23 protein-coding genes and 1 pseudogene are annotated in these 24650 nt (G+C 73.9%); 10 read left to right on the forward strand and 14 right to left on the reverse strand.

What is annotated here, in order from left to right:
• Positions 1-50: 50 nt before the first annotated feature.
• The 5 genes from QQK22_RS06760 to QQK22_RS06780 form a co-directional block, all read right to left on the reverse strand.
• Entirely contained in the window at positions 51-809 is a 759-nt protein-coding gene (locus QQK22_RS06760) for an iron ABC transporter ATP-binding protein (RefSeq protein ID WP_284250240.1), read from the reverse strand.
• Positions 806-1864, reverse strand: a complete 1059-nt coding sequence (locus QQK22_RS06765) for an iron chelate uptake ABC transporter family permease subunit (protein ID WP_284250241.1) — start codon at positions 1862-1864, stop codon at positions 806-808. The genes QQK22_RS06760 and QQK22_RS06765 overlap by 4 nt, the downstream gene beginning before the upstream one ends.
• Positions 1857-2840, reverse strand: coding sequence for an ABC transporter permease (locus tag QQK22_RS06770; RefSeq protein ID WP_431310140.1), 984 nt, complete (start codon positions 2838-2840; stop codon positions 1857-1859). Before QQK22_RS06770 ends, QQK22_RS06765 begins: the two co-directional genes overlap by 8 nt.
• Before the next feature lie 25 nt (positions 2841-2865).
• Positions 2866-3906 carry a siderophore ABC transporter substrate-binding protein gene (locus QQK22_RS06775; protein ID WP_284250242.1) on the reverse strand — a complete coding sequence of 347 codons (1041 nt, stop codon included), beginning with the start codon at positions 3904-3906 and terminating at the stop codon, positions 2866-2868.
• A 94-nt stretch (positions 3907-4000) separates the two neighbouring features.
• Complete coding sequence (locus tag QQK22_RS06780) at positions 4001-5173, reverse strand: M23 family metallopeptidase (RefSeq protein ID WP_284250243.1); 1173 nt, start codon at positions 5171-5173, stop codon at positions 4001-4003.
• A 109-nt stretch (positions 5174-5282) separates the two neighbouring features.
• Between QQK22_RS06780 and QQK22_RS06785 the strand changes: the two genes are divergently transcribed.
• A complete protein-coding gene (locus QQK22_RS06785; RefSeq protein WP_284250244.1) occupies positions 5283-5711 on the forward strand; it encodes an HIT family protein in 429 nt (142 codons plus the stop codon).
• On the opposite strand, the gene zapE is transcribed toward QQK22_RS06785, so the two are convergent.
• The gene (gene zapE, locus QQK22_RS06790) at positions 5702-6766 is read right to left on the reverse strand and encodes a cell division protein ZapE (RefSeq protein ID WP_284250245.1); all 1065 of its coding nucleotides are present in this window, start codon (positions 6764-6766) and stop codon (positions 5702-5704) included. The genes QQK22_RS06785 and zapE overlap by 10 nt on opposite strands.
• Before the next feature lie 125 nt (positions 6767-6891).
• On the opposite strand from zapE, the gene QQK22_RS06795 reads away from it, so the two are divergent.
• Positions 6892-7383: a hypothetical protein gene (locus QQK22_RS06795; RefSeq protein WP_284250246.1), complete on the forward strand. Its 492-nt coding sequence runs from the start codon at positions 6892-6894 to the stop codon at positions 7381-7383.
• Positions 7384-7400: 17 nt separating this feature from the next.
• On the opposite strand, the gene QQK22_RS06800 is transcribed toward QQK22_RS06795, so the two are convergent.
• Complete coding sequence (locus QQK22_RS06800) at positions 7401-8621, reverse strand: carboxylate--amine ligase (protein ID WP_284250247.1); 1221 nt, start codon at positions 8619-8621, stop codon at positions 7401-7403.
• 166 nt (positions 8622-8787) lie between these two features.
• Here QQK22_RS06800 and QQK22_RS06805 point away from each other — a divergent pair, with 166 nt between their 5' ends.
• The 4 genes and pseudogenes from QQK22_RS06805 (at position 8788) to QQK22_RS06820 (ending at position 14101) form a co-directional block, all read left to right on the forward strand.
• Positions 8788-9366 (forward strand): DUF3000 domain-containing protein, encoded by a 579-nt coding sequence (locus QQK22_RS06805; protein WP_284252602.1) that lies wholly within the window; start codon positions 8788-8790, stop codon positions 9364-9366.
• Between the two features lie 8 nt (positions 9367-9374).
• Complete coding sequence (locus tag QQK22_RS06810; RefSeq protein ID WP_284250248.1) at positions 9375-10649, forward strand: HRDC domain-containing protein; 1275 nt, start codon at positions 9375-9377, stop codon at positions 10647-10649.
• A gap of 137 nt (positions 10650-10786) precedes the next feature.
• Entirely contained in the window at positions 10787-12004 is a 1218-nt protein-coding gene (locus tag QQK22_RS06815; protein ID WP_284250249.1) for a thiolase family protein, read from the forward strand.
• A pseudogene (locus QQK22_RS06820) lies at positions 12001-14101 on the forward strand (3-hydroxyacyl-CoA dehydrogenase NAD-binding domain-containing protein). Before QQK22_RS06815 ends, QQK22_RS06820 begins: the two are co-directional and overlap by 4 nt.
• On the opposite strand, the gene QQK22_RS06825 reads toward QQK22_RS06820, so the two are convergent.
• From QQK22_RS06825 to QQK22_RS06840, 4 genes are read right to left on the reverse strand one after another with little or no spacing between them, the layout of a single operon-like run.
• The gene (locus tag QQK22_RS06825) at positions 14041-14910 is read right to left on the reverse strand and encodes an ABC transporter ATP-binding protein (RefSeq protein ID WP_284250250.1); all 870 of its coding nucleotides are present in this window, start codon (positions 14908-14910) and stop codon (positions 14041-14043) included. The pseudogene QQK22_RS06820 and the gene QQK22_RS06825 overlap by 61 nt on opposite strands.
• On the reverse strand, positions 14907-16001 hold the full coding sequence (locus tag QQK22_RS06830; RefSeq protein WP_284250251.1) for a FecCD family ABC transporter permease: 1095 nt from the start codon (positions 15999-16001) through the stop codon (positions 14907-14909). Before QQK22_RS06830 ends, QQK22_RS06825 begins: the two co-directional genes overlap by 4 nt.
• The gene (locus QQK22_RS06835) at positions 15998-17050 is read right to left on the reverse strand and encodes a FecCD family ABC transporter permease (RefSeq protein ID WP_284250252.1); all 1053 of its coding nucleotides are present in this window, start codon (positions 17048-17050) and stop codon (positions 15998-16000) included. The genes QQK22_RS06830 and QQK22_RS06835 overlap by 4 nt, the downstream gene beginning before the upstream one ends.
• Positions 17047-18099 carry an ABC transporter substrate-binding protein gene (locus QQK22_RS06840; protein WP_284250253.1) on the reverse strand — a complete coding sequence of 351 codons (1053 nt, stop codon included), beginning with the start codon at positions 18097-18099 and terminating at the stop codon, positions 17047-17049. The genes QQK22_RS06835 and QQK22_RS06840 overlap by 4 nt, the downstream gene beginning before the upstream one ends.
• Before the next feature lie 98 nt (positions 18100-18197).
• Here QQK22_RS06840 and QQK22_RS06845 point away from each other — a divergent pair, with 98 nt between their 5' ends.
• The 4 genes from QQK22_RS06845 to QQK22_RS06860 are packed head-to-tail and all read left to right on the forward strand — an operon-like array spanning position 18198 to position 21944.
• Positions 18198-19649, forward strand: coding sequence for a GuaB1 family IMP dehydrogenase-related protein (locus tag QQK22_RS06845; RefSeq protein WP_284250254.1), 1452 nt, complete (start codon positions 18198-18200; stop codon positions 19647-19649).
• Positions 19643-20353: a trimeric intracellular cation channel family protein gene (locus QQK22_RS06850; protein WP_284250255.1), complete on the forward strand. Its 711-nt coding sequence runs from the start codon at positions 19643-19645 to the stop codon at positions 20351-20353. The genes QQK22_RS06845 and QQK22_RS06850 overlap by 7 nt, the downstream gene beginning before the upstream one ends.
• Complete coding sequence (locus QQK22_RS06855) at positions 20350-21033, forward strand: NUDIX hydrolase (protein WP_284250256.1); 684 nt, start codon at positions 20350-20352, stop codon at positions 21031-21033. Before QQK22_RS06850 ends, QQK22_RS06855 begins: the two co-directional genes overlap by 4 nt.
• Positions 21030-21944 carry an aminoglycoside phosphotransferase family protein gene (locus tag QQK22_RS06860; RefSeq protein ID WP_284250257.1) on the forward strand — a complete coding sequence of 305 codons (915 nt, stop codon included), beginning with the start codon at positions 21030-21032 and terminating at the stop codon, positions 21942-21944. The genes QQK22_RS06855 and QQK22_RS06860 overlap by 4 nt, the downstream gene beginning before the upstream one ends.
• Here QQK22_RS06860 and QQK22_RS06865 read toward each other — a convergent pair.
• The 3 genes from QQK22_RS06865 to QQK22_RS06875 form a co-directional block, all read right to left on the reverse strand.
• Entirely contained in the window at positions 21917-22357 is a 441-nt protein-coding gene (locus QQK22_RS06865; RefSeq protein ID WP_284250258.1) for a hypothetical protein, read from the reverse strand. The genes QQK22_RS06860 and QQK22_RS06865 overlap by 28 nt on opposite strands.
• 124 nt (positions 22358-22481) lie before the next feature.
• Entirely contained in the window at positions 22482-22889 is a 408-nt protein-coding gene (locus tag QQK22_RS06870) for a hypothetical protein (protein ID WP_284250259.1), read from the reverse strand.
• 828 nt (positions 22890-23717) lie between these two features.
• A complete protein-coding gene (locus tag QQK22_RS06875; RefSeq protein WP_284250260.1) occupies positions 23718-24446 on the reverse strand; it encodes an ABC transporter ATP-binding protein in 729 nt (242 codons plus the stop codon).
• Positions 24447-24650: the final 204 nt, after the last annotated feature.

Raw genomic sequence — 24650 nt, forward strand, 5'->3', positions numbered from 1 at the left:
ACGACCGGCGCGACGGCGATCCCCGACGACGATCCACGACGGCCGGTCGCTCAGCGGTAGTACACCGCGAGCGGCCGGCCGTCGTGGTGCAGCACGTCGACCGGCGTCGCGAAGACCTCGCTGAGGATCTCCGGCACCATGATCTGCTCGGGCGTCCCGACGTGGCTGATCTCGCCGTCGGCCATCGCGACGATGCGGTCGGCGTAGGCGGCGGCGAAGTTGACGTCGTGCACCACGATCACGATCGTGCGCCCCAGCTCGTCCGCCGCACGGCGCAGGTGACCCATCATCGCGACGGCGTGCGCCATGTCGAGGTTGTTCAGGGGTTCGTCGAGCAGCACGTAGTCCGTGTCCTGCGCCAGCACCATGGCGACGTACGCGCGCTGGCGCTGACCGCCCGACAGCTCGTCCAGGAACCGGTCGGCCAGCGCGGTGACGTCGAGGAAGGCGAGGGCGTCCTCGACCTGCGCGACGTCGTGCGCCGTCATCCGCCCCTGCGAGTGCGGGAATCGGCCCATCGAGACCAGCTGACGCACCGTCAGCCGCGTGACGAAGTGGTTCTCCTGCCGCAGCACGGACAGCACGGTGGCGAGATCGCGCGAGCGGGCGCGGGCGACGTCGAGCCCACCCACCTCCACGCGCCCGCGGTCGGCCCCCAGGAGTCGGCCCACGATGGTCAGCATCGTCGACTTGCCGGCACCGTTGGGTCCGACCAGCGCGGTGATGCCGCCGCGCGGGATCTCGAGGTCGACGGGACCGAGCGCACGCGTGTCGCCGTAGCTCTTGCAGACGTCGGTGAGGGTGATCACCGCAGCCCCTTTCGCAGGAGGTGGATCAGGAACACCAGGCCGCCGACCAGCTCGATGATCACGGAGATCATCCCGCCGGCGTAGAAGACGTGGCGCAGCACGAAGTACGCCCCGAGCAGCACGGCGGTGGCCAGCAACGCCACCCCGGGGAGCATGAGCGCGTGGCGGCTGGTGGCGACGAGCTGGTAGGTGAGGGTCGCGACGACGAAGCCGAAGAACGTCATGGGGCCCACCAGCGAGGTCGAGACCGAGATGAGGACGGCGACCAGGATCAGCGCCAGCAGCACCTCGCGGCGGTGGTTCACACCGAGGTTGGTCGCCGTCTCCCGGCCCAGCGCGACGACGTCGAGCACGTGCCGACGGCGCCACAGGACGGCACCCACGACCACGCACACGCCCGCGGCCCAGGGCAGGTAGCTCACGTTCGAGGCGCTGATGTTGCCGAAGAGCCGCGCCGAGAGGATGTCGAACTCGCTCGGCGTCAGCAGGCGCTGCATGAAGGTCGACAGGGAGCCGAAGGCCATGCCCAGCACCACGCCCACGAGCAGCAGCACGTGCAGGTTCGCGCGCCTGCCCGAGAACAGCCAGCCGTACAGCGCCGTCGCGACGGCAACCATGAGCAGGCTCTGCAGCGCGATCTTGGGCAGCCCGTCGGTGGCGGCGATCGCCCCGGCCCCGAAGACGAACACCAGGGCCGTCTGGATGACGCGGTAGAGCGCGTCGAACCCCAGGATCGACGGCGTCAGGATCCTGTTCGACGTCGCGGTGTGGAAGACCAGGGTGCCGACGCCCTGGCAGAACGCCACCACGACGATCGTGCCGACCGAGGTCAGCCGCATCCCGACGATCGTGCGCCACCCCTCCGACCCGACGGGGAGCCTGTTGTCGTACAGCAGCACCCCGGCGGCGAACAGCAGCGTCAGGGCGGCGGCGCCGGCGAACGGCGCCCACCGGCGCCACGAGGTTGCAGCGGTGGTCGCGACGGCACCACCGTCGCCCCGCCCGACGCCCGCTCGCACCGTCCGGCCGGCCCCGACGGTCGTGCGCTCAGCCACGGCGCGTCCGCACCACGAGCGCGACGAACACGGCGGCGCCGAGGATCCCCAGGATCATCGACGCCGGCACCTCGAACGGCATCCTCACCGTCCGGCCGACGATGTCGCACACGATCACGAGCGCGACGCCGCCGAGGCAGACCCACGGCAGGTTCGAGCGCAGGTCGTCGCCGCGCAGCAGCGAGACCATGTTGGGCACCACGAGGCCGATGAACGGGAGGAATCCGACGACGACGGTGGTCACGCCGGTCGCGACGGCGACCAGCGCCGTGCCGAGCAGCACCACGCGCTCGTAGCGGAGCCCGACGCTCGTGGCCACGTCCTTGCCCAGTCCGGCGACGGTGAAGCGGTCCGCGACGACCATGACCACCACCACGATGACTGCGACGATCCACAGCACCTCGTAGCGGCCGCGGACGACGCTGGTGAAGCTGCCCATGAACCACGTGCCGAGCAGCTGGAGGTAGTTGGTCTGCACCGCGATCAGTGTCGCGGCCGCGCTGACCACGGCGCCCAGCATGATCCCGACGATGGGGACCACGAGCGTCTGCCGCACCGCCACGCGCCGCAGGATCAGCATGAACACCATCGCGCCCACGAACGCGAAGGCGCTGGCGATCACCATACGGGTCGTCAGACCCGCCGTCGGGAGCAGGATGAGCGAGAGCAGCAGGCCGAGCGCCGCCCACTCGCTCGTGCCGCTGGTGGTCGGCTCGACGAACTTGTTCTGCGTCAGGAGCTGCATCACGAGTCCGCTCATCGCCATCGCACTCCCGGCGAGCACGAGGGCGAGCGTGCGCGGGACGCGGGTGATGAAGAACATCTCGGCGCCGTCGTCCGCCCCGAGGACGTCGTAGACGCCCACGAACAGCGAGGCGACGACGAGACCCAGGGTCACGACGGCGGCGGCAGGTAGCGCGAGACGGCGCGGCCACGTGGCCGCGCCGTCCCGGACGCCGATGAGCGTGGTGGTCACTGCGGGGTGCGCGGGGGTGGTGCGCTCAGCGCGCGGCCGCGAAGGCCTCGCCGATCTGCTCGTAGAGCGCGGTGTAGGCCTGGATGTCCTCGGTCAGGTAGAAGTCGGGGTCGAGGTAGACCACCTGGTCCTGCGCGACGGCGGTGACACCGGCGAGCGCCTCCGACCCCGTGATGAGGTCCTGGGCCGAGGTGTACTCGCCCTCGCCGACGCCCGAGCCGTCGCGGTCCAGCACGACCAGCCAGTCGGGGTTCGCGGCCGCGATGGCCTCGACGCTGATGTCGTCGCCGTGGGAGGTGTCCTCGGCCGCCTGCTCGATCGCGGGGGTCAGACCGAGCGTCGGGAAGAGCACACCGATGCTGCGGCCGGTGACCGGGGCGCTGTAGGCGATCTCGCCGCCGGAGGTGATGAGGCCGATGACGGTGTCGGTGCCGTTGTAGGCGTCGGCCGCGGTCTCGATCGAGGTCTCGTAGTCGGCCACGATCGCGGCCGCCTCGTCCTCGCGCTCGAAGATCTGGCCGAGGATCTCGACCTGGCGGATCATCTCCGCCTGCGGGTCCTCGCCGTCGCGGGGGTTCAGCTCGATGATCACGGCGCCGGGGTTCTGGGCCTTGATGTCGTCGTAGGAGTCGCTGAAGCGGTAGCCGCCGATGATGAGGTCGGGCTGCGCCTCGATGATCGCCTCGAGGTTCGGCTCGCGGTGGCTGCCGACGTCGAGCACCTGGGCGTCGTCCGTGTAGGCGGGCCACACGTCGCCCATGATCGTCTTCGGGGCGGCGACCAGCGGCACGTCCCAGGCGTCCAGCGTCTCGAAGACGTGGTTGTCGAGCGCGACGACGCGCTCGGGCGCGACGGGGACCTCGACCTCACCGTGGTTGTCGGTGATCGTGACCGTCGTGGCGCCCGCGCCGTCGTCGGCACCGGCGGCGGCGTCCGACGACGCGGCCGTCGTGTCCGCGGGGTCGGACGTGTCGGCGCCGCTGGAGCCGCACGCGGTGAGCGCGAGTGCGGCGAGACCGGCGGTGGCCGTGGTGAACAGGCGGGCGGTCAGGGACCGGCGGGACATGGCGAGCTCCAGAGGTGGTGGATGAGGCAAGCCTCATCTCACCAAGGGTCACCTTACTTTGGCAAACGGCACCCGCCCACTGGGACGCTCGCCCCTACGACTCCGGGGGCGGTGTCGGCGTCGGGCCACCCGTGGGCGACGGGGAGGGCGTCGTCGGTGGCGCGCTCGGATCGGGCGACGGCGCGGGAGTCGTCGGGTCGGGCGACGGCGCGGGAGTCGTCGGGTCCGGCGACGGCGCGGGAGTCGTCGGGTCCGGCGACGGCGCGGGAGTCGTCGGGTCCGGCGACGGCGCAGGAGTCGTCGGATCCGGCGACGGCGCAGGAGTCGTCGGATCCGGCGACGGCGCGGGGGTCGTCGGGTCCGGCGACGGCGCCGACGGCGTGGATGGCTCAGGCGCGGGGTCCGGCGTCGACTCGCCGGCCGGGTCGCCCCCGTCGACCGGCGCGGGCTGCGTCGGCGCAGGAGACACCCCTGCCCGCCGTTCGCGCAGCAGATCCTGCGCCGCCAGCCAGTCCTGCGCGAGCGGCACCGGGGTCACGGCCGTACCGGCCCGCAGGTCGATCCCTCGCGAGAGCAGGTAGGGCACCGGGTCGACCGGTTCGCGGTCGATCCGGACGGTGAAGTGCAGGTGCGGGCCGCTGGAGCGCCCCTCGTTGCCGACGACGGCGATGATCTGACCCTCGCGCACCACGTCACCCGCCTCGACGAGCACGCCGTCGGCCGCCATGTGGTTGTAGGTGGTGACCACGCCGTCGCCGTGGTCGACGGCGACCAGGTACCCGGAGTTCCCCCAGGTGTAGCCGAGCCCCGTGAAGACCACGGTGCCCGCCGCGGCCGAGCGGATCGGGTACCCGAGCGGGGCGGCGATGTCGATGCCGTTGTGCAGACCCGCCGAGGTGACCCCGGGGATCGCGGCCCGCATGCCGAACGGCGAGGTGAATCGCCCGTTGGCGAGCGGGTGCACCCATCCCTCCTCCGAGACCACCACGCCGTCGGCCGCCAGCTGGGCGCGGTAGGCGGCCACGTCGTCGGGCACGGGCGGGGGTGGCGCCGTCACGTGCACCACGGCCGGCGCCCACCACTGCGCGACCTCGACGGCGCCCTCCTCGACGTCCATCAGGTCGTGCATCGGCGCGGAGGCCGCGCGTGAGCCGTCGTGCGTCACGACGAACGGGGACGCCGCCGCTCCACCACCGACCACCGCCGTCGACACCGCCGCGAGCACCCCGATCGCCACGCCCGTCGCCACCCTGCGCAGCTGCCCCACGCCGTCACCGCCCCGTCGATCTCGTCCGTCCCGCGGCCCGGCGCCCGTGCCGTGACCTGGGACACACCCTAGCCCGGCCGGCCCGATCACGGCGCGGTAGGTTCGAACCGTGCCGACCCTCTTCGAACGCATCATCGCCCGCGAGATCCCCGGCCGGTTCGTCTGGAGCGACCCCGTCTGCGTGGGCTTCCTGACGATCACCCCGATCACGCCGGGTCACATCCTGATCGTCCCGCGCACACCCGTCGACCACTGGCTCGACGCCCCCGACGACCTCATGAACCACCTCGTGGCGAGCGCGCGCACCGTGGGGCGGGCGCAGCTCGCGGAGTTCGGCGGCGAGCGTTCCGGCCTGGTGGTGCAGGGCTACGGCGTCCCCCACCTGCACCTGCACGTGTTCGCCTCGAGCGGCCCCGAGGACTTCGAACGCCTCGACGCGGCGGAGGCCGACGGCGACGACCTCGACGCCGCTGCCGACCGCCTGCGGCGCCGCCTCCTCGCCGACGGCGCGAGCGGCGCCGTCGCCGATCAGGCCTGAGGCAGGGTGCTCGCCGCGTCGCCCGCGACCGGCGCCGGAGCGCCGGGGAGGTCGAGACCGGCGAGCGCACCGAGGCGCGACAGCGCGCGGAAGTACTTCTTGCGGTACCCCTTGCTGAGCATCCGCTCGCTCACGAGGTCCGCCACGCCCGTGCTGCCGAGCCGCACCGGCACGCCCCGGTCGTAGAGGCGGTCGATCAGCACCACCAGGCGCAGCCCCACCATGTCGTCGTCGATCTGGCGCACACCGGTGAGGCCGAGCGCGTCGACGCCGTCGACCAGGGCGCCGTAGCGCGAGGGGTGGATGCGGGACAGGTGCGCGACCAGGTCGGCGAAGTCGTCCAGCGCCACGCTCGCCCCGCCGTCGGAGGCACGCTCCGCGAGCGCGCGGACCTCCTCGTCCGGCAGCGCTGCACTCTGCGGCCGACCCGTCCGCTGGCGGTAGTCCTCGCCGTCGATCCGCACCACCTCGAAGCGGGAGGCGAGCGCCTGGATCTCGCGCAGGAAGTCCTCGGCGGCGAACCGCCCCTCCCCCAGCGCCTCCGGGAGGGTGTTGGACGTGGCCACGAGGCTGACCCCGGCGTCGGCGAGCTCGCGCAGCAGGCGCGACATCAGCACGGTGTCGCCCGGGTCGTCGAGCTCGAACTCGTCGATCGCCACCAGCGCCCGGGTGGAGAGCTCGCGCACGCACGCAGCGAAGCCGAGCGCTCCGACGAGGTGGGTGTACTCCACGAACGTGCCGTAGGCGGAGCGCTCCGGCCCGACGGCGTGCGCGAGCGAGGCGAGCAGGTGGGTCTTCCCGACGCCGTAGCCGCCGTCGAGGTAGACGCTCGGGGGCGGGGTCGACCGTCGGAACAGCCCCTTGCGCGCGGGGCGGACCAGACGTGTGCCGAGGTCGCGCAGGAGCTCCTGCGCGCGCGCCTGGGAGGGGTGCGCGCCGTCGGGCACGTAGGTGTCGAAGCTCGCCCCCGCGAACTGCGGCGGCGGGACCAGCCCGGCGAGCAGCTGCTCGGGTGAGGTCTGCGGCGAACGGTCGGTGAGGGCGACGAGCGGCACGACCGCAAGCCTACGGGTGCCCGCTCGCACCCCGGTTCCTCCGCACGCCCCGTGAGCACCTCCCCGCACTAGGCTGACGTGGCCGAACCGGCGGGGTCGCCCCGCCCTGAACGAGGAGCCGCTCCGTGCCCCAGACCGTCATCGTCCTGACCGAGGACGCGCTGCTGCCCGTCGACGTCGAGCAGATCCTCGGCCTCGCCGCGCCCGACACCGACCTCGTCTACTCCGTGCTCGTCCCGACCGAGGCCGAGCACGGCGTGGTGACGGCGTTCCTGAACAACCTGTGGCTCCTGGACCTCAAGGAGGCCTGGGAGGACCTGACGGGCGGGCGCGAGGACGAGCGGGCGGCGCGCACCGACGCCACCCAGGCGCTGGGCGCCTCGGTCGGCGTGCTCGAGGCGGCCGGCGCCGTCGTCTCCTCGGCCACGGTGGCGGACGACCCGATCGAGGCGATGAAGGCCGAGCTGACCGCGGGCGAGGTCGTCCAGGTCGTCGCCGTCACGCAGCCGCGGCCGGTGGAGGACACGTTCCACACCAGCTGGGCCGACAAGGCGCAGGAGACGCTCGGCGTCCCGGTGCTCCACTTCTACTCGGGCACCTCGACGCTCGGCACCTGACCCCACCTCCCGGGTACTCAGGCGCCCGGGTGGTACCGGCGGAACTTGCGCACCTGGTTCACCATCGCGACGGCGATGAACAGCCAGCGCCGCGGGTGGCGCTCGGCGCGGTACAGCAGGGGGTTCGTGACGGCACCGCGACGGCGCAGCTCGCGGATCCGCGCCCGGGCGGCGGGCGCGTAGCGGCGCACGATCGCCAGCGGCACCAGCACGAACAGGTGCTCGCGCGTCGCCAGGACCGGGTCGGCGGGCGCGGCGAGGCGCTCGACCCAGCTGTCGACGTACATGCGTGCCACGTTGTAGCCGGACGCCGTCGGCGCGTACCCGCTGCGACCGACCCGGGGATTGACCTCCAGCACCCGGTAGGTCCCGTCGGCGCCGCGCATGAGGTCGACGTTGGCGAACCCCCGCCACTCCAGGTCGGTCAGGAGCCGCAGCACCCCGTCGATCGCCTCGCGAGCGACCGCGTCCCTCGACGCGTCGGCCGTGATCTGCGCGACGGAGTTCCCGAGCGCGCTCGGCGTGTGCTCCTCCAGCAGCACGCGTCCGAGCTGGGCGAAGGTGACCGCGCCGTCGGGGTCGACCATCACGTTGACCGCGGCCATCGACGTGTCGCCGCCCGGCAGCTCCTCCTGGACCAGCACGTCGCCCTCGAACGGGGTGGCCGCGATACGGGCGAGCAGGTCGTCCAGCTCCTGCAGCGTGCTCACGCGGTGGACCTTGGCGCGGCCGGCGTACTCGACGTCGTGCGCCTGCGCCGTGGAGGCGAACTTGACGACCGCCGGGAGCGGCGGGTCGGCGACCACGGGTGCCTGCCCACGCCCGCGGAGATGGGCGACGTGGGTGCGGGGGTGCGGGATACCCAGGCGCTCGCACGCCGCCGCAACCGCACCCTTGTCCCCCACCCGCTCGACGACGGCCGTGTCCGGGTAGGGCACGACGACGTCGGGCAGCTCCGCGCGCAGCGCGACGGCCTCGCCGACCAGCCAGTCGGCACTCGCCAGGAGGAGGTGCCGGTGGCCCGGCGCCTCGGCGACGATCGCGCGCAGCACCGGCGCCAGCGACGCCGCCGTCATCGCGCCGTCGCCGCCGTGGACGCGCAGGTCGACGATGCGCGAGTCGCGCACCGGCCAGGTCGCGGCGCCGGCGACCACGACGGTCCGGACGCCGAAGGCCTCGTGGAACGCCCGCGCCGTCGCGTAGGCGCCGATGTCGCCGCCCAGGACGATCGGACGCACGGGAGCGTCGGCTCCCCCACCGGAGGCGTGGACGGGGGCGGGCTGACGTCGGGGCACGGTGGCGACGACCTCTCACTCGATATCGACTCGGAACTCCCGCGGGAGTTTACGGCGTGGCCTCGGCGCTCCCGCCCACCGCAGCACCTAGCCTGGGGCCGTGCCGGAGATGGAGACACCCCCGATGCCGCAGGAGTTCGAGGCGGCGCTCCTGAGCCTGCGCGGGCACACCTTCCGCCCGGAGGTGCACCTCGAGGAGGTGCCGCCGCCCACCCGGATCGCCCCGTGGGCGCTCGCGCTGACCGCCGAGGTCAACCCGACCGGCGACCCCGACGACATGGTCGCCAACGGCCGCTTCGTCGTGCTGCACGACCCCGAGGGTCAGGACGCGTGGAACGGGACGTTCCGGATCGTCGTCCTCATGCGCGCCCAGCTCGAGCCCGAGCTCGGCGCCGACCCGCTGCTGGGCGAGGTCGGCTGGTCCTGGCTGACCGACTCCCTGACCGACGCCGGCGCCGAGCACCACTCCCGGTCCGGGACGGTGACGCGCGTGGTGTCGGAGACCTTCGGCGGCCTCGAGGTCCGCAGCGGCGAGGTGGAGATCGAGATCCGCGCGTCCTGGACCCCGTCCGCCGGCGACCTCGGCCCGCACCTGCGCGCGTGGGTCGCCGCCACCGCCTGGGCGGGCGGTCTGCCGCCGCTGCCCGAGAACGTCACGGCGCTGACCCCGCGCCGCCCGAGGAGCTGAACCCACCCTTGCCCGAGCAGCACCCGTCCGCCACCGGAGATGCAGCCGACGCATCCGCTCCCGTCACCGAGCCCGTCCCCCTCGTCGAGCCGCGCGACGGCGTCCCCGAGGTCCTCACGACGCCGGAGGCCCTGGCCGACTACGTCGCCGCGCTCGCGGCGGGAACCGGACCCGTGGCCGTCGACGCCGAGCGTGCCTCAGGATTCCGGTACGGCCAGCGGGCCTACCTCGTGCAGGTCCGGCGCGAGGGCGCCGGCACCGCGCTGATCGACCCGATCGCCCTGCCCGACCTCTCCGGCGTCGACGCGGCGCTGCGCGGTGTCGAGTGGGTGCTGCACGCCGCGAACCAGGACCTCGCGTGCCTCGCCGAGGTCGGGATGCGACCCGACGCGCTGTTCGACACCGAGCTGGCCGGCCGGCTGCTCGGGCGCGACCGCGTCGGGCTCGGCGCGATCGTCGCGAGCGAGCTGGGATACAGCCTCGCGAAGGAGCACTCCGCCGCGGACTGGTCCACGCGCCCCCTGCCCCCGGAGTGGCTGCGCTACGCCGCGCTCGACGTCGAGGTGCTGGTGGAGCTGCGCGACGCCCTGGCCGCCGATCTGGTCCGCCAGGGCAAGGACGACTGGGCCGCGCAGGAGTTCGAGGCGGTCCGCGTGGCACCGCCCCCGCCGCCGCGCGTCGACCCCTGGCGCCGGACCACCGGCATCCCGGCGGTGAAGGACGCGCGGCGCCTCGCCGTCGTGCGCGAGATGTGGCACGAGCGCGACGAGACCGCGCGCGAGCGCGACATCGCCCCGGGCCGGGTGCTGCCCGACCGCGCGATCGTCGCGGCCGCGCTCGCGCTGCCGCGCACGCGCGGCGCGATGTCCGACCTGCCCGAGTTCAGCGGGCGCGGGACCCGGCGCCGTCTCGACCGGTGGTGGGGCGCCGTCGCGCGCGTTCACGAGATGGCCGACGGCGACCTGCCGCCCCGCCGCGCCCCCGGCGGCGACACGATGCCCGCGCCGCGCGGCTGGTCCGACCGCTTCCCGGAGGCGGCCGAGCGGCTGCGCGCGGTCCGCGCGACCATGCGGCTGCTGGCGATCGACCAGAGCACGCCCCAGGAGAACCTCCTCGCCCCCGACCTGCAGCGGCGGCTCGCGTGGGACCCGCCGTCGCCGACTCCCGCCGCGGTGGCGCAGCGGCTGCGCGACGGCGGCGCCCGCCCCTGGCAGGCCGCGCTCGTCGCGCCCGTGCTCGCGGGGGCGATCAGCGACCCGTCGGCGGTGCCCGACGTCCCGTGACGCCACCCGAAGTTCCGGGGACGCCGAGTCTCAGGTAGTCCGGTAGGGTCGGACCCGACACAGCCGTCGAGCCGCGCGCCGCGCGCGCCGGTCCACCCGGAGGTATCCGTGACCCACCGCTCCCCCACCCCCGCGGCATGCTCGGCCGCCGCGTGGTCTTCCTCGACGGGGCGCGCACCCCGTTCGGCCGCGCCCGGCCCGACGGGCTGTACGCCCACACCCGCGCGGACGACCTCGCCGTCGTCGTCGTGCGCGAGCTGCTGCGGCGCAACCCCGACCTCCCGGCGCACCTCGTGGGCGAGGTCGCGCTCGCGGCCACCTCGCAGGTGGGCGACCAGGGGCTGACGCTCGGACGCACCGTCGCGCTGCTCACCGGTCTTCCGCAGCAGGTCCCCGGCTACGCGATCGACCGCATGTGCGCCGGGGCGATGACCGCCACCACGCAGGTCGCCTCGCAGATCGCGGTCGGCTCGGTCGACGTCGCCATCGCCGGCGGCGTGGAGCACATGGGGCGCCACCCGCTCGGAGCGGGCGCCGACCCCAACCCCCGGTTCGTGGCCGAGAAGATCGTCGACGGCGACGCGCTCGTCATGGGCGCGACCGCCGAGAACCTGCACGACCGCTTCCCCGCCCTGACGCGCGAGCGGGCCGACGCCTACGGCGTCGCGAGCCAGGCGCGCTACGAGGCCGCCCGCGTGGCGGGACGCATCGACTCGGACATCGTTCCCGTCGCGGTGCGCGACCCCGAGCGCGGCTGGGGTCTCGCGACCGCGGACGAGCCGCCCCGCCCCGGCACGACGCTCGCCGACATCGCCGACCTGCCGACGCCGTTCCGCTCCGGCGGGCGGGTCACGGCGGCCACGTCCTCACCCCTGACGGACGGGGCGACGGCGTGCGTGCTGGCCGCCGAGGACGTCGCCGCCACCCTGGGGCTGGCGCCGCGGATGCGGATGGTCAGCTACGCCTATGCCGGTGTCGACCCGGCCGTCATGGGTGTGGGCCCGGTGCCCGCCACCCACCGGGCGCTCCACCTGGCGGGCCTCGAGATCGGCGACATCGACGCGATCGAGGTCAACGAGGCGTTCGCCGTCCAGGTGCTCGCGCTGCTGGACGAGCTCGGCATCCCCGACGACGCGACCTCCGTGAACCCCGACGGCGGCGCGATCGCGATGGGCCACCCGCTGGCCGCGTCCGGGGTGCGCCTCATGGTGCAGCTCGCGCGCCGCTTCGAGGCCGACCCGGGCCTGCGCTACGGCATGACGACCATGTGCGTCGGCCTCGGGCAGGGCGGGACCGTGATCTGGGAGAACCCCCACCACGCGCAGTACACGACCGGATCGGAGACCGACCGATGAGCACCACCCGCGTCCTGGTCCGCGACGTCGAGCTGCCCAGCGCCACCGCGCACCGCGGTGGCGGCACGCTCGCGCTGATCACCCTCGACAACGGCGCCGACCACCGCGTCCCCAGCACGCTGGGCAGCGAGACGATCGCCGAGCTGACCACGGTGCTGCGCGCGCTGGCCGAGCGTGCCGCGGCGGGCGAGATCGCCGCCGTCGCCGTGACCGGCAAGCCCTATGTGCTCGCGGCCGGTGCCGACCTCAAGGGCGTGAGCCGCGTCGCCACGCGCGAGCAGGCGCTCGAGCTCGGCCGGGGCGGGCACGAGGCGTACACGCTGCTGTCCGACCTCGGCGTGCCGTCGTTCGCGTTCGTCAACGGCGTCGCGCTCGGGGGCGGCCTCGAGCTCGCGCTGAACTGCACCTACCGGACCGTCTCGGGCAGCGTGCACGCGCTCGGGTTGCCCGAGACCTCGCTCGGCCTCGTGCCGGGGTGGGGCGGCGCCTATCTGCTCCCGCGCCTCATCGGGATCGAGGCGGCGGTCGACGTCGTGCTGCGCCGCCCGGCCGCGAACAAGCCGCTGAGCGCGCACGAGGCCGCCGTGCTCGACCTCGTGGACCGCGTGCTGGATCCCGCCGACTTCCTCGAGCAGTCGATCGCGTGGGCGGCCGCCGTGCTGCGCGGCGACGTCGTCGTAGAGCGGCGCGAGCTTGAGTCCGCCGCCGAGTGGGACGCTGTGGTGGGCGCGGCGCGCGAGCAGCTCGACGCCGTCGTCGGCACCTCTCGGCCCGCGCCGCACCGCGCTCTCGCGCTCATGGCGCAGGCCCGGACGGCGACGCGCGAGGATGCCTTCGAGGCTGAGGACGAGGCGCTGGCCGACCTGATCATGAGCGAGGAGATGCGCGCGAGCGTGTACGCGTTCGGGCTCGTGACCGGGGCCAAGCGGCCCGCCGGCGCACCCGATCCGGTGCTGGCGCGCAAGGTCCGCCGGGTCGGGATCGTGGGCGCGGGGCTGATGGCGGCGCAGATCGCGCTGCTCGTCGCGCGCCGCCTCAAGGTGCCGGTCGTGATGCGAGACCTCGACGACGAGCGCGTCGCCGCGGGGCTCGCGCACGTGGCCGCGGAGGTCGACAAGGCGGTGCGGCGCGGGCGGCTGACGCCCGACGCCGCGGCGCGCGTCATCGGCAGCGTCAGCGCGACGACCGATCTGGGGGACCTCGCCGGATGCGACCTCGTGATCGAGGCGGTGACCGAGCGGCTCGACCTGAAGAAGCGCGTCTTCGCCGAGCTGGAGGACGTGGTCGGCGACGAGTGCGTGCTCGCGACCAACACCTCGGCGCTGTCGGTGACGGCGATGGCCGCCGACCTGCGCCACCCCGAGCGCGTCGTCGGCCTGCACTTCTTCAACCCGGTGGCCGCGATGCCGCTCGTGGAGGTCATCCGCGCCGAGCGGACCGACGACGCGACCTACGCGACCGGGTTCGCGGTCACGAAGGCGCTCGGCAAGAGCGCGGTCGCCTCGGCCGACCGGCCGGGCTTCGTGGTGAACCGGCTGCTCGTGCTGCTCATGGGCCGGATCGTCGGCGCCGTCGAGCGGGGCACGCCGGTGGCCGTGGCGGACCGCGCGTGTGACGTGCTCGGCCTGCCGATGCCGCCGTTCGCGCTCTTCGACCTGGTGGGCCCCGCCGTCGGGCTGCACGTGCTGACCTCGCTGCGCGAGGAGCTCGGCGACGCGTTCCCGCACTCCCCGGGCTCGAGGCGATCGTGGCGGAGCCGATCGCGCTGGTCGGGCCGCCGGAGGCGCCGGGGCGTCCGCGCCGCGTGCTGCCGCAGGTGCAGGAGGTGTTCGACGCCGCGCGCACGGGTGCCGGTGACGCACCGCTGGACGAGGCCGGGGTGCTGGACGACGTCCTGACCGCCCTCACCCGCGAGATCCGCCTCATGCTCGACGAGGGCGTGGTGGAGACGGCGAGCCAGATCGACACGGCGATGATCCTCGGTGCCGGGTGGCCGTTCCACCTGGGGGGATCACGCCGTACCTGGACCGCACGGGCTACGCCGAGCGCGTCACGGGTGCCCGGTTCCACGAGCGCGGGGTCGCCAGCCTCCCGTAGGGACTAGGGGAGGTGACGTGGTGGCGGCCGAGCGGAAGCACCATCGGCTTGCCCGTCGTCGGGTCGGGGATCACCACGTTCGCCAGGCCGAACACCCGCTCCACCAGCTCGCTGGTGAGCACCTCGCCCGGATCCCCGACGGCGCACAGCTCCCCGTCCCGCAGCGCCACCAGGTGGTCGGCGTAGCGCGCGGCGAGGTTGAGGTCGTGCAGCACGATCACGATTGTCGTGCCGCGCGTGCGGTTGAGGTCGGTCAGCAGGTCGAGCACCTCGACCTGGTGCGTGACGTCCAGGAACGTCGTCGGCTCGTCCAGGAGCAGCAGGTCCGTCTCCTGCGCCAGCGCCATCGCGATCCACACCCGCTGCCGCTGGCCGCCGGAGAGCTCGTCGACCGAGCGGTCGGCGAGCTCGGCCGTCCCCGTCACCTCGAGCGCGTGGGCGACGGCGACGTCGTCGTCCGCGCTCCAGCGCGTCAGCACGCCGTGGTGGGGGTGCCGGCCGCGCCCGACGAGATCCGCGACGGTGATGCCCTCCGGCGCGATCGGCTGCTGCGGCAGCAGCCCGAGCGTGCGGGCCACCGCCTTGGTCGGCAGCCGGTGGATCGCGCTGCCGTCGAGCAGCACGGCCCCGCGCCGCGGCGGCAGGAGTCGCGCCATCGCCTTGAGGACGGTGGACTTCCCGCACGCGTTCGGCCCGACGACGACCGTGATGCGCCCCGCGGGCACCTCGAGGTCGAGGCCGGCGACGACGTCGCGGTCCCCGTAGGCGAGTCCCAGCTCCGTGGTGGCGAGGGTGTGGGCGGTCGTCACAGAGAACCTCCGGTGCGGTTGGTCCGCACGAGCAGATAGACCAGGTAGGGCGCGCCCAGCACACCGGTCACGACCCCGACGGGGAACCGGGTGCCGAACGCGAACTGGGCGAGGAAGTCGGCCACGAGCACGAGCAGCGCGCCGACCAGGCCACCGGCCAGCACGGGTGAGCCGACCGGCCCCAGGATGCGGGCCGCGATCGGCCCGGCGAGGAAGGCGACGAACGAGATCGGCCCGGCGGCCGCCGTCGCGAACGCCAGGAGCGCGACGGCGGCGACCACCAGCAGGAGCCGCGTGCGCCCCACGCGCACCCCGAGCGCCGTCGCGGTCTCCTCCCCCAGCCGCATCGCCTCGAGGTCGCGCGCGCACCACAGCAGGAGCGGCAGGGCCGCGAGCGTGACGACGGCGAGCGGCAGCAGCGCGCTCCACGAGCTGCCGTTGAGGTTGCCCGTGAGCCACCGCGTCGCGATCTGCAGGTCCCACTGGGCGGCGCGCGAGAGCGCGTAGGCCACGACGCTGTTGAGCATCGCGGCCACGCCGATGCCGATGAGGATCAGCCGCGACCCCGCCACGCCCCCGCGGTTGGCAAGCGCGTAGATGACCAGCGCCGTCACCAGCGCCGCGACCATCGCGACGACCGAGACAGCCGTCGAGCCGAACCCGAGCAGCACGATGCCGACGACGGCCGCCGCGCTCGCTCCCGAGCTGATGCCGATGACGTCGGGGCTCGCCAGCGGGTTGCGCAGCAGCGTCTGGAACGCCGTGCCGGCCGCGCCGAACGCGAGCCCCGTGAGCACGGCGGTCGAGGCGCGCGGGAGGCGCAGCACGCCGATCGTGAACGAGGCGTCGGAGTCCATGCCGAGCGCCACGCGGACCACCTCGGCGGGGCTGTGGATCGACTCCCCGAGCGTCAGCGCGCCGACGTAGGCGAGCACGACCGCCAGCAGCAGCGCGGCGGTGACGGCGCGACGGCGTCGGGCGCGACCGCGGCGCGCTGCCGCGACGAGCGCGACCGCGCTCGGCCGGGCCTCGCCGGACGGGGCGGAGGCCGCCGCGGGCGCGACGGCGCCGGTGACCTCACGAGCGCTCACAGGTCCCTCACGCGCTGCCGGCGCACGATCCAGATGAAGAAGGGCGCTCCCAGGAGCGCGGTGACGATGCCGACGTCGACCTGCTCGGGGCGCGCGACGATGCGGCCGAGGATGTCGGCGACGGTGAGCAGGAGCGCCCCGGCGACGGCGCTGACGGGCACGAGCCACCGGTGGTCGACACCGACCAGGAGGCGGCACGCGTGCGGCACCACGAGGCCGACGAATCCGATCGGCCCGCACACCGCGGTCGCGGCGGCGCACAGCACGACACCGCCGACGGCGGCGACCAGGCGCGAGCGCAGCACGTTCTCCCCGAGGCCGGCGGCGAGCTCGTCACCGAGCGCGAGGGAGTTGAGGCCGCGGGCCGAGAACCAGACGATGAGCAGCCCGGCGATCATGAACGGCACGACGAGGCTGAGCTTGGGGAAGGTCGCGCCGCCCACGCCCCCGATCTGCCAGAACCGGAACACGTCCAGCGCCTGCGCGCGCGGCAGGAGCAGCGCGCTGACGAGCGAGGAGAGGGCGACGGCGGTCGCGGCGCCCGCGAGGGCGAGCTTGAGCGGCGTCGCCCCACCGCGGCCGAGCGACCCGACCGAGTAGACGAACAGCGCCGTCAGCGCGGCCCCGACCATCGCGACCCAGATGTAGGCGAGCGTCGAGGTTATGCCGAAGACCACGATCCCGACCACGACGGCGAGCGAGGCCCCGGAGTTGAGCCCGAGGATCTGCGGGTCGGCGAGCGGGTTGCGCGTCACGCCCTGGAGCGCGACGCCGGAGACGGCGAGCGCGGCCCCGGCGAGCAGGGCGAGCAGCGTGCGCGGCACGCGGGCGGCGACGGCGGCCTGCGCCGTCGTGTCCGTCGTCCCTGCCAGACCGGCGACGATGTCGTCCCACCCCACGTTCAGCGCACCGAACGTCACCGACGCGAGCGCGGCCAGGACGAGCGCGGCCACACCCACCACGAGCCAGAGCAGGCGCGCGCCGACCGACCGGCGAGCCCGCGACGGGCGCGCCGGTCGGAGGGTGGGAACGGGTGCGGTCTGGGTCACGCAGCCGCTCGGGCGGCCTGCGACAGCATCTCGACGAGCTCGGCGGTGTAGTCCGAGGGGATCGACAGCGGGGAGGGGTTCGCGACCGCGGCGAGCGGGGCGTCGGACGGCAGGACCGCGACGGCGCCGCTGGCGACGGCGGGGATGCGGGACCACAGCGGGTCCGCCTGCAGGTCGGCGACGGTCGTGTCACCGCCGTACCCGACGATGACGTCGACGTCGGCGAAGCGGTCGACCTCCTCGGAGCTGTACGTCGCCCAGAACTCCTCCGAGCCCGCCGACGCCTCGTCCACCACGCCGGCGGCGCTGAAGCCGAGCTCGTTGAGGAAGAGCGTGCGCGGGTCGTTCAGCGTGTAGAACCCGATGCTGCTGAGGTCGTTGGGGTCGGGCGAGCTGAAGATCGTCGCGAGACCCTCGATCTCCGGGTGCTCGGCCGTGACCTCACCCAGCTGACCCTCGAGGTCCGCGACGAGGTCCTCGGCCTCGGTCTGGAGACCGAGCGCGGTGCCGTTGACGATCGTCAGCTCCTGCCACGTGGTCCCCCACGCCATCTCGGGCGGGGCGACGACGGGCGCGATCTGGCTGAGCAGGTCGTAGTCCTCCTGGTCCATGCCGGAGTACGCGGCGAGGATGACGTCGGGGTCGAGCTGCTCGATGGCGGCGAAGTCGTAGCCGGACGCCTCGTCGAACAGGACGGGCGTCTCGGCGCCCAGGTCGGCCAGCGAGTCCTCGACCCAGGGCAGGATCCCGTTCTCGTCGTCGTCGCCCCACGTGACCTTCGGCATGCCGGCCGGCACGACGCCGAGCGCGAGCGCGGCCTCCTGGTTGGCCCAGTCGACGGTGACGACGGTCTCGGGCTTGGACTCGATGACGGTCTCGCCGAACATGTGCTCGATCGTCAGGGGGAAGGCACCGGCGTGGCCGGCCGAGGTGCCCTCGCCCCCGGTCTCGGCAGCGTTGTCGGCGGAGCCGCCGTCGGTCGAGCACGCGGCGAGCGTGACGGACAGCGCGAGGACGGCGGTGGCCGCGAGGGGGCGCGAGAGGCGCATGATGTCTCCGTTCGGGAAGGTGAACCTCAGCGAGGATAGCCTTACCTAGATGACGCGGTGACACCTCGCGCGTGGGGTATCTCACCTACCCTGAGGGCATGCGTTTCCTCCCCGGTCAGAGCCCGACGGCCGACCTCACCTACGGGGACGTGTTCCTCGTCCCGTCCGCCTCCGACGTCGCGAGCCGCTTCGACGTCGACCTCACGACCACCGACGGCACGGGGGCGACGCTCCCGATCGTCGCCGCCAACATGACGGCCGTCAGCGGGCGCCGGATGGCGGAGACGCTGGCGCGGCGCGGCGGCCTCGCCGTCCTGCCGCAGGACACCCCCACCGCCCTGGTCGCGGAGACGACGGCGTGGGTCAAGTCCCGCCACACCGTCGTGGAGACGCCGGTCCACGTGACGGGTGACGCGACCGTGCACGACGCGCTCGCTCTCATGGCCAAGCGCGCGCACGGCATCGCCGTCGTGCTCGAGGAGGACCGGCCGGTCGGCGTCGTGACCCCGGCCGACTGCGCCGGCGTCGACCAGTTCACCCTCGTCACCGAGGTCATGGCGGCCACGCCCACCGTGATCCGCGAGGAGACGCTCACGGGTGAGGACGCCGTCGTGGCCGCCTTCGACGCGCTGCACCACGCGCGCCGCCGCGTCGCCCCCGTCGTGCGCGCCGACGGCACGCTCCTGGGCGTCCTGACGCAGACCGGGGCGCTGCGCTCCTCCATCTACACCCCCGCGCTCGACGGCGAGGGCCGGCTGCGGGTCGCCGCCGCGATCGGCATCAACGGGGACGTCGGCGCGAACGCGTCCGCCCTGCTGGACGCGGGCGTCGACGTCCTGGTGGTGGACACCGCGCACGGCCACCAGTCGAAGATGATCGACGCGCTGCGCGCCGTGCGCCAGGTCTCGACCGACGCCGTCGTGGTGGCCGGGAACGTCGTCACGGCCGACGGCGTGAGCGACCTCGTCGCCGCCGGCGCCGACATCGTCAAGGTGGGCGTCGGTCCGGGCGCGATGTGCACCACGCGCATGATGACGGGCGTGGGCCGGCCGCAGTTCTCGGCGGTGCTCGAGTGCGCGGCGCGGGCGCGCGAGCTCGGCGCCCACGTCTGGGCCGACGGCGGGGTCCGCCACCCGCGCGACGTCGCCCTCGCGCTGGCGGCCGGCGCCTCCCAGGTGATGGTCGGCTCGTGGTTCGCGGGCACGCACGAGTCGCCGGGCGACCTGCACACGAGCAGCGACGGGCGCCTGTACAAGGAGAGCTTCGGCATGGCCTCGGCCCGCGCCGTGGCGGCCCGCACCCGCGGCGGCTCGGCCTTCGACCGCGCCCGCAAGGCGCTGTACGAGGAGGGCATCTCCTCCTCGAAGATGTTCCTGGACCCGCAGCGGCCCGGGGTCGAGGACCTGTTGGACTCCATCACCGCCGGGCTGCGCTCGGCCTGCACCTACGCCGGGGCGCGCAGCCTGGCGGAGCTGCACGAGCGCGCCGTCGTCGGTGTGCAGTCGGCCGCGGGCTACGAGGAGGGCCGCCCCCTCCCCGCCGGGTGGTGACACCGGACCTGCTCGCGAGCGGGGGCGCCACGGTCGCCTCCGCGAGCGTGGAGCTCGTCCGCGTGCTCGACCTGCTGGGCGTCGCGGCCAACGTCGTGCTCGCCGCGCTCCTGGCGCGCGAGAAGAAGTTCGACCTCGTCGGCTTCCTCGTGCTCGGCGTCGCCGCCGGCCTGGGCGGCGGGATGATCCGCGACACGCTGCTGCAGCGGGGCACACCCGTCGCGCTGACCGACCTGTCCTACCTCAGCGTCGCGCTCGCGACGGCGGTGCTCGCCTACCTCGTGCACGTCGAGGGCCGCTGGTGGCGGCGCGGGGCGCGCGTCCTGGACGCCATCGCGCTCGGCACGTGGGGCGCCGTCGGCGCGCAGCGCGCGATCACCGCCGGGCTGCACTGGCTGCCGGCGCTCATGCTCGGCACGATCACCGCCGTCGGCGGCGGGATGGTGCGCGACGTGCTCCTGCACCGCACCCCGATCGTCTTCGGCGGCAACACCCTGTACGCCACGTGCGCGACGGCGGCCGCGGGCGTCGTCGTCCTGGCCGACTGGATGACCTCGAGCGAGTACCAGGGGCTGACGACGCTGCTCGCCGCCGTCGTCGGCGGCACGCTGTGCCTCGTGTCCTACCGCCTGGGATGGCGGCTGCCGGAGGCGCGGGACTGGCGACCGCGCGGGCGCGCGCAGCGCCGCGGGGGTGCGGCGTGAGCGGCGGGCGGCGCGACGCGCGGGCCGACCTGCTCGACGTCGCGCAGGGTCGCCGGGCCTGGAGCTCACCGCTCGGGCGCGCCGCGGTGACCGCCTCCCCACCGCGGCGCTCGGCGGTGCTGCTCCTGTTCGGTCTCGCTGACGGCGCGGGCTCCCCGGCCGCCGCGCGGGTGCCCGCCCCGGACGACGTCGACCTCCTGCTCACGCGCCGCAGCGACGCGCTGCGGCACCACCCCGGTCAGATCGCCTTCCCGGGCGGCGGGCTCGACCCGGGCGAGAGCCCCGCGCAGGCGGCCGTGCGCGAGGCGGTCGAGGAGACGGGTCTCGAGCCTGGCGGCGTCGAGGTGCTCGGCGCGCTGGCCGACGTCCCGGTCGTGGTGAGCGGCAACGTGGTGACGCCCGTTCTCGGGTGGTGGCGCGCGCCGTCGCCCCTCGTGCCCGACGGCGTCGAGACCGCCGAGGCGTTCCGCGTCCCGGTCCGCGACCTGCTCGACCCGGCCGCACGCGTCACGGTCGCGTTCCGGCACACGCGGGGCGGCACGGGCGCCGTCCACCGCGGGCCGGGCTTCCAGGTCGAGCACCGCCTGGTCTGGGGCTTCACCGCGTTCGTGCTCGACGCCGTGCTGGACTCGCTCGCGTGGACCGTGCCGTGGGACCGGTCGCGCGAGGTCGAGCTGTGAAGCCGGGGGCCGACGTCGTGATCGACCTCGACCTGGTGCGTCTCCTGCTGCGCGAGCAGCACCCGGACCTGGCCGAGCTGCCGCTGGCACCCTCCGTCGACGGCTGGGACAACGTGACCGTGCGCCTGGGCGACGAGCTCGCCGTGCGGCTGCCGCGCCGGGCCGTCGCCGTCGCGCTGCTGGGGCACGAGCAGCGCTGGCTGCCCGAGATCGCGCCGCTCCTGCCCGTCGCGGTGCCGGTCCCGGTGCGGACCGGGACGCCGAGCGCCGCGTTCGAGCGGCCCTGGAGCGTCGTGCCGTGGATCGACGGCGAGCGGGCGGCCGACGCGCCGCGCGCCTCGCGCACGGCGTGGGCCGCCGACCTGGCCACGGCACTGGCGGCGCTGCACGTCCCGGCCCCCGCCGGCGCGCCGCATAACCCGGTGCGCGCCGTGCCGCTGGCGGACCGCGACAGCGCCGTCGCCCCGCGTCTCACCGGTGCCGAGTGGGCGCGGGTGCGCGAGATCTGGCGCGCGGGCGTCGCGGCACCGGCGTGGGCGGGCCCGCCCGTCTGGGTCCACGGCGACCCCCACCCGGGCAACGTGCTCGTGCGACGGCGGCCCGACCGGCTCGCGGCGCTCATCGACTTCGGCGACCTCAGCGCGGGCGACCACTCGTGCGACCTCGCGGCCGCCTGGCTGCACCTGGACGCCGTCGGGCGCGTGGCGTTCACCGACACCTACGACGCGCTTCGCCCCGCGGCCGATCCCGGGCGGTGGGAGCGCGCGGCGGCGTGGGCGGTCGCGATGGCCAGCGCGGTGGTGGTCATGGCCAGCGACGACGACGCGAACGCCGGCTGGGCGCACGAGGCGCTGACGGAGCTCGCGGATGGTGGGTCGACACCTCAAGCGGCTGTGTCGTCGCGCGACTGATCGACACGACGGAGTAGGACACCCGACGCGACGAGAATCGCGACGCACGCGCCCACGACCAGTCGGGTGTCACACATCTCCGCGGCACGGGCGACGGGACTGTCAGGAGCGCCGTCGACGAAGACGAGGGTGATTCCCAGCGCGAAGGGGCCCACCCACCCGGCGGACCGCATCACGATCACGGATGGTGCGACGGAAGCAAGGAGTGCGGCCGCGATGAGGCTCTCCGCCCGGAGTGACGGGCCTGGGACGGCGATCGACACCCAGACGACGACGAAGCACACAGCGACGATCGCCAGGACCGCGACCCGGGTGACTGGCCCCCTCGCGAGCGAGAGAGTGAGATCAGGCACCGGATCGAGCAGCGGGAGAGTGCTGAATGTGGCAAGGCCGACGACGATCAGGAGGTTCACCGGGACCTCGAACTCGGTCAGGGGGTCGCCGCGGTCCGCCCTCCGAGCATCAGGCCGAGCACCAGTGCGAGGAGACACGTCAGAACGAAAGCAGGCCCGCGGTGCGCGCGCAAGACAACGAGGATCACGAGCGCTCGCCGTAGTCCCACGCTGGGAGTGTCTCGGGCGTGCAGGAACGTAGTGCGTCCAGCGTCGAGGTTGCGAGCGCGTCATCCGACGCGTCGGTAGACAGACCCTGAAGGACGTCGTCAACCCAGGCGGCAAGATGCGCCTGGCCCAGGAGATAACGCTCTGGCGGAACGTCGTCGTAGAGAAGCGCACAAGCCGTCGGCGTGACGAGGGCGGAGACCACATCGCTTCTATCGAGATGACCTCGGGAAATACGCTCCGTGGTGATGGCGAGGATGCCCGAGCGTTCGTCGACACGCCGGCCGTTACCACCGTCCTCGTAACGGGCTGATGGCGTCGGGCCGCGCTCAGAGACTAACGACGAGCCGTCCGCGAGGTCATCGGCGGCGATCCGGTGGAGCACGGCGAGCTGGTCGGGGCCACAGACGGTGACGGCGCCGTCTCGTCTCGTCTGGCAGGCAGGAGGTTCGTTGAGAACCGTCAGAGGGGCACGAACAGGCGACGTCGCGAGATAGGCGCCGATGGCAGCAGCGACGACCAGGGCGAGAGCGAGGAGACGACGGATGCGGGCGCCGATCGTGGTCGACTACCGAGGCGGACCACCCACCAGCCCAGAGCTGCGACCGCGAAATGAACCGCGACATGGCTGAGGACGACGGCGGTCCGTGGCTCAGTTCCCGCGAGCGTGCCGGTGGCGCCCCTGCGACGAAGACGTCCCGCAGCCCGACCGGACCGAGGACGATGGGTAACAGGTAGATCCCGAGCGCCACGACCGGGGCAGCCGCGACCGAGCGCCACCGGGTGGCGACTGCGGCACCGACCCAGGTGGCCGCCAGCAGGACTGTGAGTCCCCGCATGAGCATGGTCGGGTCGATGCTGAGCGGTGCGACGTTGCGAGAGGTGACGGCAAGCGCGGCAACGACCCCCACTCCCCACGCGGCGCAGGCGGAGAGCCACACCGTCACGACCCCGAGCCCGGCCCACCCAGCCCCTCGGACTGTCGTGGCCGCCAGGTCTCCCGCGGACCCCGAGCCGAAACGCCAGGTATGGAATGCGGCGACACCTGCAGCGGCCGGGGCGAGGAGAACGACACTCCCGACGGACCAGTTGACGGCGCGTGCGCTCTCCCACGACCAGCCACCCCGGCTGAACACGACCGCGAGCGCCATCACGACGAGGACGGGGGCCGCCAGGACGCCCGTCGACCGGCGCGCGCGAATGGCCAGCGCAGTCACGAGGATCCGGTCTGGATGACGCCGAGGAAACCGGCCTCGGCCGCTCTCGACGATCCTCGTGGCGCGCGTGCCTCGAGATCCGCGACGCTCCCGTCGAACCGGATCAACCGGTCGTGCAGGACGATGACGCGGTCCGCGAGGTCGCGGACGTCCTCCATCACGTGCGAGCTGAGGACCACCGCCCCACCCAGGCCGCGAACCAGATCGACCATCGTGTGGCGCTGCGCCGGATCGAGCCCTGTGCAGGGCTCGTCCAGCAGGAGAAGATCGGGCGAGGTCGAGACCGCCTGAGCCAGCGCCACGCGCCGCCGCATCCCGCCGGACAACCGTCGGAACGGCGTGTCAGCCTCTTCGGCCAGACCAACACGGTGGAGAGCCGCTTCGGCGAGATCGCGGCAGTCACGGGACTTCGCTCCGCGCATCCAAGCCACGTACCGCACGATCTCGCGGGCGGTCAGATTACCCGGGAACGACGAGGACTGCGGCATGAGTGCCAGGTGTCGGAGCGCTCGGCCACGCTCCCGCCGCGAGTTGATCGCCGACCCGCTGATCCGCACCTCGCCCTGATCCGGACGAAGCGCACCCGCGGCAATCCTGAACAGGGTGGACTTGCCCGCTCCGTTGACGCCGAGCAGAGCCGTGATTCCGGGACCGACGTCGAGATCAAGGCCGGCTAGGACCGGACGTCGTCGATAGGAGTGCGAGATCCCGCTCAGCGTCAGCACGTTCTCAGGCACGGGGATCGGCCTCGACGAGCGCGTGACGTCGCCGTCGGGTTGCCCCGAGGATGGGTCGTCGAACAACGGTTGTCATAGCTGCCCCCTCGCCCCGAACACCGTCGCTCGGGCTACGGCTGTCAGGCTACCGACACAACGGCCACCACGGCGCTGGCCCGTGAGTCCGGACGACAGCCCGCCTAGGGTGGAGCG

The organism is Litorihabitans aurantiacus (assembly GCF_030161595.1).
In the GTDB taxonomy this organism is placed as follows: Bacteria; Actinomycetota; Actinomycetes; order Actinomycetales; family Beutenbergiaceae; genus Litorihabitans; species Litorihabitans aurantiacus.

Excerpts from the sequence above, each read along its gene's own strand:
- QQK22_RS06805 (WP_284252602.1), top strand. The coding sequence starts at position 8,788 with ATGGAGACACCCCCGATGCCGCAGGAGTTCGAGGCGGCGCTCCTGAGC.
- QQK22_RS06845 (WP_284250254.1), top strand. The coding sequence starts at position 18,198 with ATGCGTTTCCTCCCCGGTCAGAGCCCGACGGCCGACCTCACCTACGGG.
- QQK22_RS06840 (WP_284250253.1), bottom strand. The coding sequence starts at position 18,099 with ATGCGCCTCTCGCGCCCCCTCGCGGCCACCGCCGTCCTCGCGCTGTCC.
- QQK22_RS06775 (WP_284250242.1), bottom strand. The coding sequence starts at position 3,906 with ATGTCCCGCCGGTCCCTGACCGCCCGCCTGTTCACCACGGCCACCGCC.
- QQK22_RS06815 (WP_284250249.1), top strand. The coding sequence starts at position 10,787 with ATGCTCGGCCGCCGCGTGGTCTTCCTCGACGGGGCGCGCACCCCGTTC.